The following is a 17,530-nucleotide window of genomic DNA, read 5'->3' as shown; positions in this document are numbered from 1 at the left end:
TAGGCTTTTGTCCCTCACCTCCCCGAGGAGGCGGTCCCATGACAGCGGCGACACCCAGTACGGCCGGCGCGACGAACGCCGGTGGTGCGCCCGCCGACGAGACGCCCACGATCCACGTCCTCTGGATCAATGCCGGGCTGAGCTGCGACGGCGACTCCGTCGCGCTGACGGCGGCCATGCAGCCGAGCATCGAACAGATCGCGCTCAGCGATCTGCCGGGTCTGCCCAAGATCGCCGTCCACTGGCCCCTCATCGACTTCGAATGCGGTCCGGTCGGCGGCGCGGACACGTTCATCGAGTGGTTCTTCAAGGGGGAGCGGGGCGAGATCGATCCGTTCGTGCTGGTCGTCGAGGGGTCCATCCCCAACGAGTCGATCAAGCCCGAGGGCTACTGGTGCGGCTTCGGCGACAACCCTGAAACAGGCCAGCCGATCACGACCAGCGAGTGGATCGACCGGCTCGCGCCCAAGGCGCTCGCCGTGGTAGCGATCGGCACCTGTGCCACGTACGGCGGCATCCACGCCATGGCGGGCAACCCGACCGGCGCGATGGGTGTGCCCGACTACCTCGGCTGGGACTGGAAGTCGCACGCGGGCATCCCCATCGTGTGCGTCCCGGGCTGCCCCATCCAGCCCGACAACTTCGCCGAGACGCTGACCTACCTGCTCTACCAGGCGGCCGGCTCGGCCCCGATGATCCCGCTCGACGACAAGCTGCGCCCGTCCTGGCTGTTCGGCGCCACCGTGCACGAGGGCTGCGACCGCGCGGGCTACTACGAGCAGGGTGAGTTCGCGACGACCTACGACTCGCCCAAGTGCCTGGTGAAGCTGGGCTGTTGGGGACCGGTCGTCAAGTGCAACGTGCCCAAGCGGGGCTGGATGAACGGCATCGGTGGCTGTCCGAATGTCGGCGGCATCTGCATCGCCTGCACCATGCCCGGGTTCCCCGACAAGTTCATGCCGTTCATGGACGAACCTCCGGGCGCGAAGTTGTCCTCCAAGGCCAGCGGCGCCTACGGCGCGGTGGTCCGCAGACTCAGGTCGCTCACGATCAACACCGTGGACAAGGAGCCGAAGTGGCGCCACACGGGAGACAAGATCACCACCGGATACCGGCCGCCGTGGTGAACCCCCGGCCCACCTGAGACGCAGCTCCACCACCCTGGCCACACCCTCCCGGACCACCCGCGAAGAAGGGCACGACACACACGATGGCACCGAAGACGAAGCCGGCCGGCGACGGTAGCGGCCTGATGGAGATGGCCTGGGACCCGATCACGAGGATCGTGGGCAGCCTGGGCATCCACACGAAGATCGACTTCAAGCAGAAGCGGGTCGCGGAGTGCTACAGCACCTCGTCCGTCTTCCGCGGCTACAGCGTCTTCATGCGCGGCAAGGACCCCCGCGACGCGCACTTCATCACCAGCCGCATCTGCGGGATCTGCGGGGACAACCACGCCACCTGCTCGGTGTACACGCAGAACATGGCGTACGGCGTGAAGCCCCCGAACCTCGCTGAGTGGATCATCAACCTCGGCGAGTCCGCCGAGTACATGTTCGACCACAACATCTTCCAGGAGAACCTGGTCGGGGTCGACTACTGCGAGAAGATGGTCAAGGAGACCAACCCGGGAGTCCTCGAACTCGCCGAGCGCACCGAGGCGCCGCACGCCGCCGAGCACGGCTACCGCACGATCGCCGACATCATGCGGTCCCTGAACCCCCTCGAAGGCGAGTTCTACCGCGAGGCGCTCCAGGTGAGCCGCTACACCCGGGAGATGTTCTGCCTCATGGAGGGCCGCCATGTGCACCCCTCCACGCTCTACCCGGGCGGCGTCGGCACCATCGCCTCCGTCCAGCTCTTCACGGACTACCTCAGCCGTCTGATGCGCTACGTGGAGTTCATGAAGCGGGTCGTCCCCCTCCACGACGACCTGTTCGACTTCTTCTACGAGGCTCTGCCCGGGTACGAGGAAGTGGGACGCCGACGGGTGCTGCTCGGCTGCTGGGGCGCGCTCAACGACCCCGAGTACTGCGACTTCACCTACGCCAACATGACGGACTGGGGCCGGCGGATGTTCGTCACCCCCGGCGTGATCGTCGACGGCAAGCTCGTCACCAACGACCTCACCAAGATCAACCTCGGTATCCGCATCCTGCTGGGCAGTTCGTACTACGAGGACTGGGAGGGCCAGGAGCAGTTCGTCACCCACGACCCGCTCGGCAACCCGGTCGACCCGCGCCACCCGTGGAACCAGCACACCATCCCCGCCCCGCAGAAGCGGAACTTCGACGACAAGTACAGCTGGGTCATGTCGCCGCGCTGGTTCGACGGCAAGGACCACCTCGCCCTCGACACCGGCGGCGGCCCCATCGCCCGTCTGTGGTCCACCGCCCTGTCCGGCCTCGTCGACACGGGCTATGTGAAGGCGACCGGCCACAGCGTGGTCATCAACCTGCCGCGCACCATGACCAAGCCGGAGACCACCTTCGAGTGGAAGATCCCGCGCTGGAGCAACGCGCTGGAACGCAACCGCGCGCGCACCTACTTCCAGGCCTACACTGCCGCCGTCGCCCTGCACTTCGCGGAGAAGGCGCTGGAGGAGGTCCGCGCCGGACGCACCCAGACCTGGGAGAAGTTCGAGGTGCCCGACGAGAGCATCGGCGTCGGCTTCACCGAGGCGGTCCGCGGTGTCCTCTCCCACCACATGGTGATCCGCGACGGCAAGATCGCCAACTACCACCCGTACCCGCCGACCCCGTGGAACGCCAGCACCCGGGACACCTACGGCACGCCCGGCCCGTACGAGGACGCCGTGCAGAACACGCCGATCTTCGAGGAGAACTCCCCGGAGAACTTCAAGGGCATCGACATCATGCGTGCCGTCCGCAGCTTCGATCCCTGTCTGCCGTGCGGCGTGCACATGTACGTCGGTGGCGGCAAGACCGTCCAGAAGATGCACATGCCCACCGGCCTGAGCGGACTGGGCGGATGAGCGCGGGCACAACCATCGACGCGGCCAAGGCGGCACCGGCGGTCGACGCGGTGCGCACCGGGCAGCGGATCGAGGACGTACTCGACCGGCTCGCCACCACCGGTGACCCGGCCGCCCGCGCGGCGGCCGAGGAACTCGTCCAGGCCCTCATGGACTTCTACGGTGCGGGCCTGGCCCGGATGCTCCACCTGCTGTCCACGCCCGTGGGCCGCAGAACCCCCGGTGACCCCCTGGCGGCCCTGCTCGGCGACGAACTGGTCGCGAGCCTCCTCGTCCTGCACGACCTGCACCCCGAGGACCGGACGACCCGCATCACCCGCGCGCTCGACAGCATCCGCGACCACGAACTGGACGTCGTGGACTTCGACGAGGAGACGGGCACCCTCCGGCTGCGGGCGGCCGGAGGCGGCGGATGCGGCTGCGCGGCGAGCGGTACGACGGCCCAGCAGGCGGCCGAGGACGCGCTGGCCTGCTTCGCGCCGGAGGTCACCACGGTCGAGCTACAGGCCGCCGGCCGATCGGGGGAGCCCACGCTGCTCCAGATCGGCACCGGCCCCGCAACCCGCGCCGCCACCACCGCAGGCCCGGCCCCGGCGAAGGCCCCATGAACGCGCCCCCGGCTTCCCGGCCGGCCACGCGCGACTTCGGGCTGCGCAGGTTCCTGACCGGACGTGAACCGCGGCCGGAGCGGTGCGGACTGTGCGCGGTGGCGGTGGACGAGGAACGCCACCGCCACCTGGTGGACACCGAGCAGCGGGCCATCGTCTGCGCCTGTACGTCCTGCGCCCTGCTGATGGAACAGCCGGGCGCCGCACGCGGCCGATTCCGCGCGGTTCCGGACCGCTTCCTCACCGACCCGGACCACCACCTCGACGAGGGTGCCTGGGAGGCGCTGCAGATCCCGGTCGGCGTCGCCTTCTTCTTCCGCAACGCCGCGCTCGACCGGCTGGTGGCCCTCTATCCGAGCCCGGCCGGGGCCACCGAGAGCGAACTCGATCCGGCGACGTGGAGCGCCGTCCTCGGCGACAGCCGCCTCGCCGAACTGCTCGAACCCGATGTGGAGGCGCTGCTGCTGCGCCGTCACGAGGGCCGCTGCGAGTGCTATCTCGTGCCCGTCGACATCTGCTACGAACTGGTCGGCCGGATGCGCCTGTTGTGGCAGGGCTTCGACGGCGGCGCCGAGGCCCGCGCCGCCCTCGACACCTTCTTCGCACACGTCGGACGACGCGCCCGCGCCGTACGCGAGGAGGGCCCGGCGTGACGGAATTCGCCTTCACCTGCACCGGCGTGCGCGCGGACCGGTTCGCCGCCGGACCGACCCTGGTCTTCCGGCTGCGCATCACCGCGACCGGCGGCGAACCGGTCCACGCCATGGCGCTGCGCTGCCAGATCCGTATCGAGCCCGCCAAGCGAGGCTACGAGACCGCGGAGGCCGAGGGGCTCACCGATCTCTTCGGCGAGCGCTCGCGCTGGGGCAGCACCCTCCAGCCGGTGCAGTTCGCCCAGGTCTGCGTCATGGTCCCCGCCTTCACCGAGGAGACCGAGACGGACCTCGTCGTGCCGTGCACCTACGACATGGACATCGCCGCGACCCGCTACTTCGACGCGCTGACCAGCGGTGAGGTGCCGCTGCTGATGCTGTTCTCCGGCACGGCGTTCACCGGAGCCGGCGGCTTCCGCGTCGAACCCGTCCCGTGGGACCGGGAGGCGGTCTTCCGGATGCCCGTGGCCACCTGGCGGGAGATGGTCGAACAGCACTTCCCCGGCTGCGGCTGGATCCGGCTGCCCCGCGACACCATGGACGCCCTGCTCGCCTTCCGCTCCCGACGGGCCCTGCCCTCCTGGGAGGCGACCGTGCGGGTCCTGCTCGACGAGAGCGGCGGGGCGGCTCCCGCACCACCCCGAAGATTCAGTCTCACCGGCATCACCAGCACCACCGGAAGGACCGCTCCGTGAGCGTGACCACGTTCGCCCCGGAGACCGAGGCCCGCCTCGCCGTCGCCCGGCAGGTGGCCGATGCCGTCCTCTTCGAGGGCTACGTGCTCTACCCGTACCGTGCCTCCGCGGCCAAGAACCGGCTGCGCTGGCAGTTCGGCGTGCTCGTCCCGCCCGCCTGGGGCGCCGACTGCGAGGAGCACGAATTCCAGCACACCGAATGCCTGATGGAACCCAAGGCGGACGCCACTCTCGCGGTCGAGCTGCGCTTCCTGCGCGCCCGGCGCCGCACGGTCCAGCAGGCGCGCCCGGACGGCGGCTTCGAGACGGTTCCCGAACTCCGGCTCGGCGACCGGACGCTGGTCCCCTGGGACGAGGGAACGGAGGAGCGCGTCGAGGCCTTCGTGCCCGTCGACGAACTCCTGGGCGACGGCGTGCGGGTCCCCTTCGACCGCCCCGCGGGTGAGGACACCGAGCCCGTCCTCGACGAGAGCGGTCGCGTCGTCGGCCGGATGGTCCGCCGCTACGAGGAGACGAGCGGCGTACTCCGGTTGTCCGCGAGCGAACTCGACGGGCCCTACCGCGTGCTGCGGCTGACCGCGATCGTCGAGAACACCAGCACCTGGACACCCCCGGACGGCACCGCGGCCGACCGGGACGCGGCCCTCCCGCGCTCCCTGGTCGCCACCCACCTCCTCATGGGGCTCGGCGCGGGGTCGTTCCTGTCGATGACGGATCCCCCCGAGTGGGCGAAGGGCGCGGTCGCGTCCTGCCGCAATCTGCACACCTGGCCGGTCCTCGCCGGTGAACCCGGACGCCGCGACGTGGTGCTGTCCTCGCCGATCATCCTGGAGGACCACCCGGCGATCGCCCCGGAGAGCCCCGGGGCCCTGTACGACGCCACCGAGATCGACGAGATTCTTGCCCTGCGCACCGCCGCGCTCACCGACGAGGAAAAGCGCGAGGCCCGGGGCACCGACGACCGGGCGGCCGCCGTGATCGACCTGGCGGACACCATGCCGCCCGAGGTCCTGGAGCGCCTGCACGGGGCGGTGCGCAGTCTGCGCGAGGTGACAGGAGCGGGCGCGGGAACGGCGTCCGCTCCGGCCGTGGACGGCTTCCCCGACGAGTTCGGCGTGCCGCGTCCCGACACCCCGTGGTGGGACCCGGCGAGTGACGCCGGTTTCGACCCCGGGCAGGACCGGATCGTCGTCGACGGCCGTTCGCTGGGCGCGGGAAGCAGGGTGCTGCTGCGGCCCGGGCTGCGCCGCACCGACGCACAGGACCTGTTCCTGGCGGGCCGTACGGCGAAGGTCGAGGCCGTGCTGCACGACGTGGACGGCGGAGTGCACCTGGCGGTGACGGTCGAGGACGATCCGGGCGCCGACATCCGCCGCGAACATGGCCGTTTCCTCTACTTCCAGCCCGACGAGGTCGAACCGCTGGAGGACGAGACATGAGCCCACCCTCGGACCCACCCCGCCAGGAGTGCGGCAAGGTCCTCGTCGCCGGGATCGGGAACATGTTCCTCGGGGACGACGGCTTCGGCGTGGAAACCGTGCGCGCGCTCGCCGGGCGGCAACTGCCCCCGCACGTCGAGGCCGTGGACATCGGCGTACGGGGCGTGCACCTCGCGTACCAGGTCCTCGACGGTTACGACACCCTGATCCTGGTGGACGCCACCGCGCGCGGCGAGTGCCCCGGCACCCTGTACGTCATCGAACACGACAGCGCCGACGCGGGCGAGCCGCACGGCGTCCCGCTCGACGGCCACCGGATGACCCCCGACACGGTGCTCGCACTGCTGGGGACCCTCTGCGCCGGAACGGGCGGGCGGCCGCCGCGCCGCACGCTGGTCGTGGGATGCGAACCCGCGTCCGTCGAGGAGGGCATCGGGCTCAGCCCGCCGGTGTCGGCCGCCGTGCCGGAGGCCGTCCGGCTGATCGAAGAGTTGCTGCGGGCCGACGAACCGGGAGAGTCCGCGCCGCGGGCCACGGTCGGCGAAGCCGCGAAGTGAGGAGAGAAGCCATGATCAAGACCCTCGTCGGCGGCGCGCTGGCCGCCGCTGTCACCGCCGTCCTCGTGCAGATCCTGCCCGACCTCAGACGCTACCTGCGGATCCGGAGCATGTGAGCCGACCCCCGCCGCTCGTACGCCCTCTGCCGTCTACTGCCGCGCTCCGCCGTCTTCTGCCGTGCCGTGCCGTTGCGGCGAACGGCGTACGCGGCCGGCCGGCGACGGCGTGCCGGTCCGCCGCCCTCGGACGCCTCCCCTCTAATGAGGGGCGGCGGACGCCCTGCCCGAGACGGAGACCGGTCGATGCACGAGATGTCCCTCGCGATGGCGGTGATCGGCCAGGTGGAAGAGGCGGCGCAGCGCGCCGGCGACGTCACGGCCGTGCGCTCGGTGCGGCTTCAGGTGGGCGAGCTCGCCGGTGTCGTACCCGACGCCCTCTCCTTCTGCTTCGAACTGGCCTGCGCCGGAACCGTGCTGGAAGGCGCCGAACTGGTCACCGAAGCCGTGCCGGGACGGGCCCGCTGCGCACCTTGCGCGCACGAATGGGCCGTCGGCATGCCGCCCGCGCTGACCTGCCCGCGGTGCGGCGGAGCCACCACGGAGCTGCTGGCGGGCCGGGAACTCCAGATCCTCAGCGTGCAGTGGGAGGACGGCCCGACGCACGCCCACCCCCGCGAACCGATCTCCGAGGAGCGCTGAACCATGTGCCGTGTGGTCGACCTGCAGCAAGCCGTCCTGGCCAAGAACGACGAGACCGCGCACGCCCTGCGCGCCGGCCTCGCGGCCCGCGGCACCACGGTCGTCAACCTGCTCTCCAGCCCCGGCAGCGGCAAGACCGCCCTGCTGGAACGGGAACTGGGGCTTGCGCGCGAGCGGTCCGTGCCGGTCGCGGCGCTCACCGCCGACCTCGCCACCGAGAACGACGCGCAGCGGCTGGCCCGCTCGGGCGTCCCGGTCAAGCAGGTCCTCACCGACGGGCTGTGCCATCTGGAGGCCGGGATGCTCGGCCGCCACCTGGAGGGCTGGCTGCCCGACGACATCCGGCTGCTGTTCGTCGAGAACGTCGGCAACCTCGTCTGCCCGGCCTCCTACGACCTCGGGGAGACTCTGAGAGTGGTGCTCGCCTCCGTGACCGAGGGCGAGGACAAGCCGCTCAAGTACCCGACCGCCTTCGGCCTCGCCCACCTGGTGGTGGTCACCAAGACCGACATCGCCGAGGCCGTCGAGTTCGACGAGGCGGAGTTCCGCGCGAACGTCGAGCGGGTCAACCCCGGGGTGGACGTGCTGCTGACCTCGGCCCGCCGGAACCGGGGCGTCGGCGCCCTGCTCGACCGGGCGCTGGCGGCCGCGGACGGCGTCCCGCTCCATGAGCCCGTCATGGCACGCCGACCCGACGGCGCCTCACCCACCCACCGACATCACGGCCACGAGCACCCGCACGGCACCGGCGCCATGGCGCACTCCCACTCGTGAGCGGTCCGCTCTCCCCGGCCGCCGTCGCCGACGGGACACCGCTGCGCCGACGGGTCACCGTACGGGGTGTGGTGCAGGGCGTCGGCTTCCGCCCGTACGTCTACACCCTCGCCACCGGCCTCGAACTGTCCGGCCATGTCACCAACACCCCCGAGGGCGTCATCGCGGAGGTCGAGGGCGCCCCCTCGGCCGTCGCCCGCTTCTGCGACCGCATCGCCGTCCAGGCACCGCCGCTGGCCCGCGTGGACTCCGTGCACCACGACGACGTACCCGTCACCGGTGACGCCGCGTTCACCATCCTCGCCTCCCGTACGGGCGGCCCGGCGGGCACCCTGATCCCGCCGGACACCGCCACCTGCGCCGACTGCCTGCGCGAACTCGCCGACCCCGCCGACCGGCGCCACCGCCACCCCTTCATCAACTGCACGCACTGCGGCCCCCGGTTCACCATCGTCACCGGCCTGCCCTACGACCGCTCCCACACCACCATGGCCGGCTTCCCGATGTGCTCCGACTGCGCCCGCGAGTACGCCGATCCGGCCGACCGCCGCTTCCACGCGCAACCCGTCGCCTGCCCGGCCTGCGGCCCGCGACTGCGGCTGCTCGTCCCCCGACCGGGCGTGAGCGGCCCTCCGGAGCCCGTCGCCGGAGCGGACCCGGTCGCCGAGGCCCGCCGGCTCCTGGCGGACGGCGCGATCCTCGCGGTCAAGGGCCTCGGCGGCTACCACCTGGCCTGCGACGCCACGAACCCCGAAGCCGTCGCCCTGCTGCGCCGCCGCAAGGCCCGAGGGGACAAACCCTTCGCCGTCATGGCCCGGAGCCTCGACGACCTCTGGCACCTGGTAAGGATCGGCGCCGAGGAGCGGAGCCTGCTCGACGGCGCCACCCGGCCCATCGTGCTGCTGCGCCGCCGTAGGGAGGTACCCGTGGCGGGGGCACCACGGCCCGCCGACTCCGTCGCGCCCGGCAGCCCCGACCTCGGCGTCATGCTGCCGTACACCCCCCTGCACCACCTGCTGTTCGGACTGCCCGGCGACCCCGATGGGCCCTCATTGCTCGTCATGACCAGCGGCAACGTGTCCGGTGAGCCGATCGTCACCGACGACGGGGAGGCGCTGGAGCGGCTGGAGCGGCTGGCCGACGGCTGGCTCACCCACGACCGTCCGATCCATGTGCCGTGCGACGACTCCGTGGTGCGCGTGTGCGACGGCGCGTTGCTGCCGCTGCGCCGTGCCCGCGGCTATGCGCCCCTGCCGCTGACCCTGCCGGTCCCGGTGCGTCCGGCCCTCGCCGTCGGCGGGGACCTCAAGAACGTGCTCTGCCTCGGCGAGGGCCGCCGGGCCTGGCTGTCCGCGCACATCGGCGACATGGACGACCTCGCCACCCAGCACGCCTTCGAACGCGCCGTGGCCCAGCTGGAGTCCATCACCCCCGTACGTCCCGAACTGCTCGCGGCGGACCGGCACCCCGCATACCGTTCGGCGCGCTGGGCCGACCGGAACGCGTCGGGCCGGCCCGTCGTACGCGTCCAGCACCACCACGCCCACGTCGCCGCCGCGATGGCCGAACACGGGCTGGACGGCAGCAGACCGGTGATCGGGGTCGCCTTCGACGGCACGGGTTACGGCGACGACGGGGCGGTGTGGGGCGGGGAGATCCTGCTCGCCGACTACGACGGCTTCACCCGGTTCGGGCACCTCGCCCCTGTGCCGCTGCCCGGCGGTGACGCGGCGGTGCGACGGCCGTACCGGATGGCGCTCGCGCATCTGCGTGCGGCGGGGATCGACTGGTCGGAGGAGCTGGCCTGCGTGAGCGCCTGTCCGTGCGACGAACGGCGCGTGCTGGAACGGCAGTTGGAGCGCGACCTGAACTGTGTCCCCACCTCCAGCATGGGCCGCCTCTTCGACGCGGTGTCCTCCCTCGTGGGCGTGTGCCATGTGGCCGGCTATGAGGCCCAGGCGGCGATGGAGCTGGAGGCCGCAGCGCTGGAGGCTCCCGCCGGGGACCCTGTCGCGTACGCGTTCGCCCTGCGACCGGCAGGACCGACCGACAGTGCGTCACCGGCGGCCACCGCCCCGGGGCCGGGCGGAGGCGCCCGCCCCGCGCAGGGTTCACCCGGCGGTGTGGATGAGGGCCCCGTCCTCGCGGATCCCGCACCTGTGCTCGCGGCGATCGTCGGGGACCTGCGGTCGGGGGCCGGACCGGCCGTCGTCGCGGCGCGCTTCCATCGGGCCGTCGCCGGTCTCGTGCACCGCTTCTGTGTGCTGGCGCGCGAACGGCACGCGGTGGAGACCGTGGCCCTGACCGGCGGGGTGTTCGCCAACTCGCTGCTGTCCTCCGCCTGCGCGGCGGCCCTGGGCGCGGACGGTTTCACGGTCCTGCGCCACCGCCTGGTCCCGCCGGGCGACGGCGGTCTGGCCCTCGGGCAGCTCGTGGTGGCCGCGCGCGCCGAGGACCGTATCCGAGCCAACGACTGACCAAGAGCGAGGAGAGGCTCATGTGCCTGGCGGTACCCGGCAGAGTGCTGGACATCGAGGAACGGGACGGCACCCGGATGGCCAACGTCGACTTCGGCGGTGTGGTCAAGGAGGTGTGCCTGGAGTACCTGCCCGACCTTCAGGTCGGCGAGTACGCCATCGTGCACGTCGGATTCGCCCTGCAGCGCCTCGACGAGGAGTCGGCGAAGCAGACGCTCGAACTGTTCGCCACCCTCGGCCTGCTGCAAGAGGAGTTCGGCGACCCCTGGGAGATGGCCGCGGAGGCGGGCGAGGCCCTGCCGTCCGCGGGAGAGGAGGCGCGCAAGTGAAGTACATCGACGAGTTCCAGGACCCCGACCTGGCACGTCGGCTGCTCGACGACATCCACTCCACGGTGACCAGGCCGTGGGCGCTGATGGAGGTCTGCGGCGGACAGACGCACACCATCATCCGTCACGGCATCGACCAACTCCTGCCGGACCAGGTGGAGTTGATCCATGGGCCGGGGTGTCCCGTGTGTGTGACCCCGTTGGAGGTCATCGACAAGGCGCTGGAGATCGCCTCCCGGCCCGGGGTGATCTTCTGTTCCTTCGGCGACATGCTCCGGGTGCCCGGCACGGGACGGGACCTGTTCCAGGTGCGGGGCGCGGGCGGCGACGTACGGGTCGTGTACTCCCCGCTCGACGCCCTGCGGATCGCCCAGCAGAACCCCGACCGCGAGGTCGTCTTCTTCGGCATCGGTTTCGAGACGACGGCGCCGCCCAACGCGATGACGGTGTATCAGGCCCGCAAGCTCGGCATCCCGAACTTCAGCCTGCTGGTGTCCCATGTCCGCGTACCGCCCGCCATCGAGGCGATCATGCAGTCACCGACCTGCCGCGTCCAGGGCTTCCTGGCGGCCGGGCACGTGTGCAGCGTGATGGGGGTGGGGGAGTACCCGGAACTGGCGGAGCGCTTCCGGGTTCCGATCGTCGTGACCGGATTCGAACCCCTGGACATCCTCGAAGGCGTACGCCGGACCGTGGCGCAGCTGGAGCGCGGCGAGCACACCGTCGACAACGCCTACCCCCGTGCCGTCCGCCCGGAAGGGAACCCGGCGGCGCGGGCCATGCTGGAGGATGTCTTCGAGGTCACCGACCGGGCCTGGCGCGGCATCGGGGTGATCCCCGACAGCGGCTGGCGGCTGTCCTCGAAGTACCGGGAGTACGACGCCGAGCACCGCTTCTCGGTCGACGGCATCCAGACCCGCGAACCGGCCGCCTGCCGCAGCGGCGAGGTCCTGCAGGGCCTGCTCAAGCCGCACGAGTGCGAGGCGTTCGGCACACTCTGCACCCCCCGCACCCCGCTCGGCGCCACCATGGTCTCCAGCGAGGGCGCCTGCGCCGCGTACTACCTCTACCGGCGCCTGGACCTCACCCCCGCGCCCCGGGAGGCGACCCCCGTTGTCTGAGACCACCGGCACCACCGAACTCCGCACACCCGTACTCGACCCCGCCGCCTGGACCTGCCCGGCCCCGCTGCGCGACCAGCCGCGGATCGTCATGGGCCACGGGGGAGGCGGAGCCCTGTCCGCCGAACTCGTCCAGCACGTCTTCGTGCCCGCGTTCGGCGGTGACGTGCTCGCCCAACTGGGCGACGCCGCGGCACTGTCGCTCGGCGGTGTCCGGATGGCCTTCTCCACCGACTCCTTCGTGGTGCGGCCACTGTTCTTCCCCGGCGGCAGCATCGGTGACCTCGCCGTCAACGGCACCGTCAACGACCTCGCCATGAGCGGTGCCCGGGCCGCGTACCTCTCCTGCGGCTTCATCCTGGAGGAGGGCGTCGAGATGGAGACCGTCGCCCGCGTGGCCGCGGCACTCGGCACGGCGGCGCGGGCCGCGGGGGTCGAGGTCGCGACCGGCGACACCAAGGTGGTGGAGGCCGGTCACGGCGACGGGATCTTCATCAATACGGCCGGTGTCGGGCTCATCCCGGCGGGCGTCGACCTGCGCCCGCAGCGGGTCGTGCCCGGCGATGTCGTGATGGTCAGCGGTGCGATCGGCGTGCACGGCGTGGCGATCATGAGCGTGCGCGAGGGCCTGGAGTTCGGGGTGGAGATCGAGAGCGACTGTGCGGCGCTCGGCGGTCTGGTCGACGCCATGCTCGCCGTCACCCCGGATCTCCATGTGCTGCGCGATCCCACCCGGGGCGGGCTGGCCGCCGCCCTGAACGAGATCGCGGCGGCCTCGGGCACCGGCGTCGTCATCCGGGAGCGTGACGTGCCGGTCCCGCCGGCCGTCGCCAACGCCTGCGCCGTGCTGGGCCTCGACCCGATGTACGTGGCCAACGAGGGCAAGCTGGTGGCGTTCGTGCCCCGCGAGCACGCCGACGCCGTCCTGGACGCCATGCGGGCGCACCCGCTGGGTACGGAGTCCAGGATCATCGGCGAGGTCGTGGACGCCCATCCGGGCATGGTGGTGGCCCGCACCGGGCTGGGCGGCACCCGGGTGGTCGACCTGCCGATCGGGGAGCAGCTGCCGAGGATCTGCTGACGCGTGGCGGGACGGCGGCGCGGGCGTCAGGTGGCGAACCCCACGTGGACGACCGCGCGCCCGTCGATCCGCGGTCGTCCACCACTTCGGGCGCGGCCCCGCCGGTCGCACCCGCACGGCCGCTGTCCTACGCGAGGCGCTCGGTGTCCCCGACGTCGTTGCGGGACACGGCCAGGTAGCCGACGAAGCCGATGATGGCGACGGTCCAGGACAGGGTGACCGGCCCCAGCCCGAGGTCGAGGCCGCCGCGGGCGTGGCTCAGGGCCATCCAGTCGGCGACCGAGGCGCCGAGCGGGCGGGTGAGGACGTACGCGGTCCAGAAGGCGGCCACCGCGTTGAGGGCGCCCCACTGGTGCAGGACGGCAGGGACGGCGATGGCGACGGCGTACAGCACGGCCGAGCCGAGGTAGCCGAGGCCGACCGTGGCGGAGAGGTCACCGGCGGCGGTGCCGAGCGCGAAGGTGGCGAGCACGGTGGCCCAGTAGAAGAGCTCGCGGCGGCGGGTGTGGATGCTGTGGATGGAGAGGGTCTTCTCGCTGGCGTACCAGACGGCGAAGACGGCTGCCAGCGCGGCCATGAAGAAGGGGGTGGAGATCGTGTACGGGACGCCCAGGCCGACGTGCAGGACGTCCGCGGCCATGGTGCCGAACACGCTGACCATCACGATCGCCGTCCAGTAGATCCAGGCGACGTAGCGACGGGCCTTGAGCTGGACGCAGAGCGCCACCACGAGGGCCAGGCCGCCGAGGCCGACGGCGGGGATCGGCCCGAGCTTCTTGGCGAGGAGGTCCGAGGCGGTCTCACCCATGCCGGTGGTCAGCACTTTGATCACCCAGAAGTAGACGGTGACTTCTGGAACCTTGCTCGCCAGATGGGTGGGGCCGGCGACGCGACGGCGGCGGGTGAGGTGCTCTGTGCTCATGCCCGCACGATGACATGGCGAACAGCGCTGGCCACAGGGGTCTTTGCCATTGCTTTGGGGCTTCTGGTGCAGGAGTTGCCAGGGCCCGCGAGGAGCCTGAACACAACCTGAACACCCACGCCGTGAACCCCGGATCCATGGGGATTCGGCACGCAGGCGATGGTACGAAGGAAGGTCGTCGCCGGGCCTCGCGACGGCCCCCGTCCCTCCATTGCGCTCCCCGACCCCACGTGAGAATATTGTTCTCATTTCGAAGAATGAACTTCTTTGCTGTGGTTGAACTCAACGACGAGGGAGACACGTTGGAAGCGACGGAGTACGGGCAGGCGGCCGTCGGCCGGGTGCTGAAGGCTCAGGACCAGTTCCATCTCGGTATCGTCGTCGAGGACTTCGAGACGACCCTGGCCGAGTTCTCTTCCCTGTTCGGGTACAAGTGGTGCGGCGAGATCAGCGGACCGGTCCCGGTCACGCTGCCGGACGCAGACGCCGTGGTCGAGCTCGGGTGCGTGTTCTCGACGACGACTCCCCGTCTCGAGATCGTCCGGCGCGTCCCGGGGACCCTCTGGGAGCCGGCGGCCGGCGGCGCCGTTCATCACGTCGGCTACTGGTCCGACGACGTCGCCGCGGACGCCGCCGAACTGGAACGCCACGGTTTCGTCCGGGAGGCGACGCGCAAGGGTGCCGACGGCGCCCCGTTCGCGTTCCTCCGCAGTCCGGCCAGCGGCTACCGCGTCGAGCTGGTGAGCCGGGTGGCACAGCAGAGCCTGGAACAGTTCTGGGGGATGAGCGCATGACGACCGTCGGAATCGTCACCGGTGCCGGCCGCGGGATGGGGCTGGCCTGCGCGCACCGGCTCGTCGACCAGGTGGACAGGCTGCTCCTCGTCGACCGGGACGAGGCGACCGTGACCGCGGCAGCCAAGGACCTCTCCGCCACCGGGCGGGGGGCCGTCGTCGAACCGTTCGTCCTCGACATCACCGATGCCGCGGGACTGGCCGGGCTCGCCGCACGCGTCGGCGAACTGGGTACCCTGCGCGCCGTCGCCCACGCCGCGGGCATCTCGCCCACCATGGCCGACTGGCGTCGCATCTTCACCGTCGACCTCGTCGGGACCGCCCTGCTGGCCAGGACGCTCCGCCCGCTCGCCACCGAGGGCACGGCCCTGGTGTGCTTCGCGTCGATGGCCCCGCTGCTCGGCGGCACCGATCCCGACCCGGCCGTCGACGCGGTGCTGGACGACCCGCTCGACGAACGGTTCCTCGACCGCGTCCACGAGGCCCTCGGGCCGGGCATCGAGGACACCGGTATCGCGTACGCGTGGGCCAAGCGCGGGGTGCACCGCTTCGTCCAGCGCGAGGCGGTGCGCATCGGGCCGCTCGGTGCCCGCGTCTGCTCGGTGTCCCCCGGGCTGATCGACACGCCTCAGGGGCGGCAGGAATCCGCGAGCCATCCGGGGATGGAGCTGCTGCTGCGGCAGACCCCGCTCGGCCGGCAGGGGCGGCCCGAGGACGTCGCCGCGGCCGTCGCCTTCCTGCTGTCGTCCGAGGCCGGTTTCCTCAGCGGGATCGACCTCCTCGTGGACGGCGGTGTGTGCGCCGCCGTCCGGACCCGAGCCGGCCGCACGTGAGTCCGCACGCGTGCAGGTGAGGCCCGTACGCCCCGGAGCGCCCGTGAGTTCAGCGGCCCGCCGCCGACCGCTGCCGGTGGGCGGTGGCGAAGGCGCGCAGCTCGCGGGCCACATCCGGCCCGCTGGGTGTGTAGACGACCTGGTGGAAGCCGAGGTCGGCGAGCCGCGCCAGGCTTCTGCCGACCCTGGCCGTGTCGCCGACCATCGTCTTGAGGTCGATGTGATCGAGGAGTCGGCGGTCGCGGTCGGGGAGGTGCGTGACATGGCCCTCGAAGGTGAGCAGATGGCGTTCGGCCTCGGGGGCGAGATCCTCGAGAGCCGCCCGCCAGGCCCGGCCCCCCGGCAGGGCGTCGACCGCCTGGGCGCCGCCCTTGGCGTACGCGTTGTGCCAGTCGACGACCCGCCAGGGTCCGATCGCCTCCCGGACGCGGTCCGCGTCCCGGTCCTCGCCGGGGTCGAGCACGGTGCCGGAGATGATGGTCGCGGTCGGGAGCACGGGGTGCGGAGGTCCGATGACGCCGTCGGCCACCTTCTCGGCCAGCGCGGTGCCCCGGGGGCCGAACACGCTGATCCAGAGCGGGACCTGGATCGGTCGCGAGGCGGTGAGACCGCCCGCGTGCAGCATCCGCACCGGCCTGCCGTCCGCGATCGCCGTCTCCCCGGCGAGCAGCCGGCGCAGAGCCGTCATGCAGTCGGCGAGGGCGTCCAGCGTCATCGGGCGCCGGCCCACCGCGAGCCGGGCCGTGAACCCCGTACCGAAGCAGGCCCGGAAGCGCCCGCCGGAGACACGGGCGACGGTGGCGATGCCGGAGGCCATGGTCATCACCGACCGCTGGCCGGGGATGAGGACGGCCGTGCTGAGCCCGATGCGGGTCGTCCGCCGCGCGGCGAGGGCGAGATGGACGAACGGGTCCTCCCACAGCGGCGCCGAATCGTAGCTCCACACCCTGGAGTAGCCGAGGTCCTCGGCCAGTACGGCGAGGTCCGCGAAGTCCGGGCCCGGCGGGAGCCCGCAGGACAGTTCGAGATCCCGCATGACTTAGTTCCCTCCCCTTCTTGACTTACCGTCATCAAATTGTGCTTATCGATGTAAAGGGGAACCAATGCCCAAGGGATATGTCATCCTCACCGAGGCCATCAAGGACGAGGCCGGAATGGAGGCCTACGGCCGGGCGTCCGCGGGATCGATCGCGCAGGGCGGGGCCGCCGTCCTGGCGGTGGATACAGAGCCCCAGGTCCTGGAGGGCAGCTGGTACGGCAACCGTACGGTCGTCCTCGAATTCGAGAGTGTGGAAGCGGCGCGTGCCTGGTACGAGTCGGACGCGTACGCGCAGGCGAAGCCGCTGCGGCTGGCCGCGGCCGACTGCAACGCCGTGATCGTCTCCGGGTTCGAGATGCCGTCGCGATCCGCGTGAAGGAGCCTTGCCGGGGGGGGGGGGGGGGGGGGGGGGGGGGGGGGCGCCCCCGCCGCCCCCCCCCGGGGGGGGGGGGCCGCCCGCCCCCCCCCCCCCCCCCCCCCCCCCCAGCACAAACCCCGGGAGCCCCGCGGAGGCA

General features: G+C 71.7%; 19 protein-coding genes. 17 read left to right on the top strand and 2 right to left on the bottom strand.

The annotated features are described in order from the left end of the window. The first annotated feature begins 38 nt into the window (after positions 1–38). From ACIRA5_RS38190 to hypE, 14 genes are all read left to right on the top strand, one after another. Complete coding sequence (locus ACIRA5_RS38190; RefSeq protein WP_403698903.1) at positions 39–1,127, top strand: hydrogenase expression protein HypE; 1,089 nt, start codon at positions 39–41, stop codon at positions 1,125–1,127. 83 nt (positions 1,128–1,210) lie between these two features. Further along, positions 1,211–2,995, top strand: coding sequence for a nickel-dependent hydrogenase large subunit (locus tag ACIRA5_RS38185; RefSeq protein ID WP_403698901.1), 1,785 nt, complete (start codon positions 1,211–1,213; stop codon positions 2,993–2,995). Next, complete coding sequence (locus tag ACIRA5_RS38180; protein WP_403698900.1) at positions 2,992–3,603, top strand: hypothetical protein; 612 nt, start codon at positions 2,992–2,994, stop codon at positions 3,601–3,603. Before ACIRA5_RS38185 ends, ACIRA5_RS38180 begins: the two co-directional genes overlap by 4 nt. Further along, a complete protein-coding gene (locus tag ACIRA5_RS38175) occupies positions 3,600–4,256 on the top strand; it encodes a DUF5947 family protein (protein WP_403698898.1) in 657 nt (218 codons plus the stop codon). The genes ACIRA5_RS38180 and ACIRA5_RS38175 overlap by 4 nt, the downstream gene beginning before the upstream one ends. Then, positions 4,253–4,951: a DUF6084 family protein gene (locus ACIRA5_RS38170; RefSeq protein ID WP_403698896.1), complete on the top strand. Its 699-nt coding sequence runs from the start codon at positions 4,253–4,255 to the stop codon at positions 4,949–4,951. The genes ACIRA5_RS38175 and ACIRA5_RS38170 overlap by 4 nt, the downstream gene beginning before the upstream one ends. Next, positions 4,948–6,390 (top strand): hypothetical protein, encoded by a 1,443-nt coding sequence (locus tag ACIRA5_RS38165; RefSeq protein ID WP_403698894.1) that lies wholly within the window; start codon positions 4,948–4,950, stop codon positions 6,388–6,390. Before ACIRA5_RS38170 ends, ACIRA5_RS38165 begins: the two co-directional genes overlap by 4 nt. Further along, positions 6,387–6,947, top strand: coding sequence for a hydrogenase maturation protease (locus tag ACIRA5_RS38160; RefSeq protein WP_403698892.1), 561 nt, complete (start codon positions 6,387–6,389; stop codon positions 6,945–6,947). The genes ACIRA5_RS38165 and ACIRA5_RS38160 overlap by 4 nt, the downstream gene beginning before the upstream one ends. Before the next feature lie 11 nt (positions 6,948–6,958). Further along, positions 6,959–7,063 (top strand): DUF6893 family small protein, encoded by a 105-nt coding sequence (locus ACIRA5_RS38155; RefSeq protein ID WP_388393894.1) that lies wholly within the window; start codon positions 6,959–6,961, stop codon positions 7,061–7,063. Between the two features lie 186 nt (positions 7,064–7,249). Continuing rightward, the gene (gene hypA / locus ACIRA5_RS38150; RefSeq protein WP_067360395.1) at positions 7,250–7,645 is read left to right on the top strand and encodes a hydrogenase maturation nickel metallochaperone HypA; all 396 of its coding nucleotides are present in this window, start codon (positions 7,250–7,252) and stop codon (positions 7,643–7,645) included. 3 nt (positions 7,646–7,648) lie between these two features. Continuing rightward, the gene (gene hypB / locus ACIRA5_RS38145; RefSeq protein ID WP_403698889.1) at positions 7,649–8,419 is read left to right on the top strand and encodes a hydrogenase nickel incorporation protein HypB; all 771 of its coding nucleotides are present in this window, start codon (positions 7,649–7,651) and stop codon (positions 8,417–8,419) included. Then, positions 8,416–10,896, top strand: coding sequence for a carbamoyltransferase HypF (gene hypF / locus ACIRA5_RS38140; RefSeq protein ID WP_403698887.1), 2,481 nt, complete (start codon positions 8,416–8,418; stop codon positions 10,894–10,896). Before hypB ends, hypF begins: the two co-directional genes overlap by 4 nt. A 20-nt stretch (positions 10,897–10,916) precedes the next feature. Beyond that, complete coding sequence (locus ACIRA5_RS38135; protein ID WP_054232499.1) at positions 10,917–11,225, top strand: HypC/HybG/HupF family hydrogenase formation chaperone; 309 nt, start codon at positions 10,917–10,919, stop codon at positions 11,223–11,225. After that, the gene (gene hypD / locus ACIRA5_RS38130; RefSeq protein WP_403698885.1) at positions 11,222–12,346 is read left to right on the top strand and encodes a hydrogenase formation protein HypD; all 1,125 of its coding nucleotides are present in this window, start codon (positions 11,222–11,224) and stop codon (positions 12,344–12,346) included. The genes ACIRA5_RS38135 and hypD overlap by 4 nt, the downstream gene beginning before the upstream one ends. Next, the gene (gene hypE / locus ACIRA5_RS38125) at positions 12,339–13,427 is read left to right on the top strand and encodes a hydrogenase expression/formation protein HypE (RefSeq protein ID WP_403698883.1); all 1,089 of its coding nucleotides are present in this window, start codon (positions 12,339–12,341) and stop codon (positions 13,425–13,427) included. Before hypD ends, hypE begins: the two co-directional genes overlap by 8 nt. 127 nt (positions 13,428–13,554) lie before the next feature. On the opposite strand, the gene ACIRA5_RS38120 is transcribed toward hypE, so the two are convergent. Continuing rightward, positions 13,555–14,349, bottom strand: coding sequence for a hypothetical protein (locus ACIRA5_RS38120; protein WP_403698881.1), 795 nt, complete (start codon positions 14,347–14,349; stop codon positions 13,555–13,557). A gap of 272 nt (positions 14,350–14,621) precedes the next feature. Here ACIRA5_RS38120 and ACIRA5_RS38115 point away from each other — a divergent pair, with 272 nt between their 5' ends. Next, positions 14,622–15,143 (top strand): VOC family protein, encoded by a 522-nt coding sequence (locus ACIRA5_RS38115; protein WP_403698880.1) that lies wholly within the window; start codon positions 14,622–14,624, stop codon positions 15,141–15,143. Next, complete coding sequence (locus ACIRA5_RS38110) at positions 15,140–15,976, top strand: SDR family oxidoreductase (RefSeq protein WP_403698878.1); 837 nt, start codon at positions 15,140–15,142, stop codon at positions 15,974–15,976. Before ACIRA5_RS38115 ends, ACIRA5_RS38110 begins: the two co-directional genes overlap by 4 nt. 49 nt (positions 15,977–16,025) lie before the next feature. On the opposite strand, the gene ACIRA5_RS38105 is transcribed toward ACIRA5_RS38110, so the two are convergent. Next, positions 16,026–17,012 (bottom strand): LLM class flavin-dependent oxidoreductase, encoded by a 987-nt coding sequence (locus tag ACIRA5_RS38105; RefSeq protein ID WP_403698876.1) that lies wholly within the window; start codon positions 17,010–17,012, stop codon positions 16,026–16,028. Between the two features lie 67 nt (positions 17,013–17,079). Here ACIRA5_RS38105 and ACIRA5_RS38100 point away from each other — a divergent pair, with 67 nt between their 5' ends. After that, positions 17,080–17,391 (top strand): DUF1330 domain-containing protein, encoded by a 312-nt coding sequence (locus tag ACIRA5_RS38100; protein ID WP_403698875.1) that lies wholly within the window; start codon positions 17,080–17,082, stop codon positions 17,389–17,391. Positions 17,392–17,530: the final 139 nt, after the last annotated feature.

The sequence above is a fragment of the Streptomyces sp. NPDC096311 genome, assembly GCF_044763085.1.
Lineage (GTDB): Bacteria > Actinomycetota > Actinomycetes > Streptomycetales > Streptomycetaceae > Streptomyces.
This window is presented reverse-complemented; position numbering and strand designations above follow the sequence as displayed.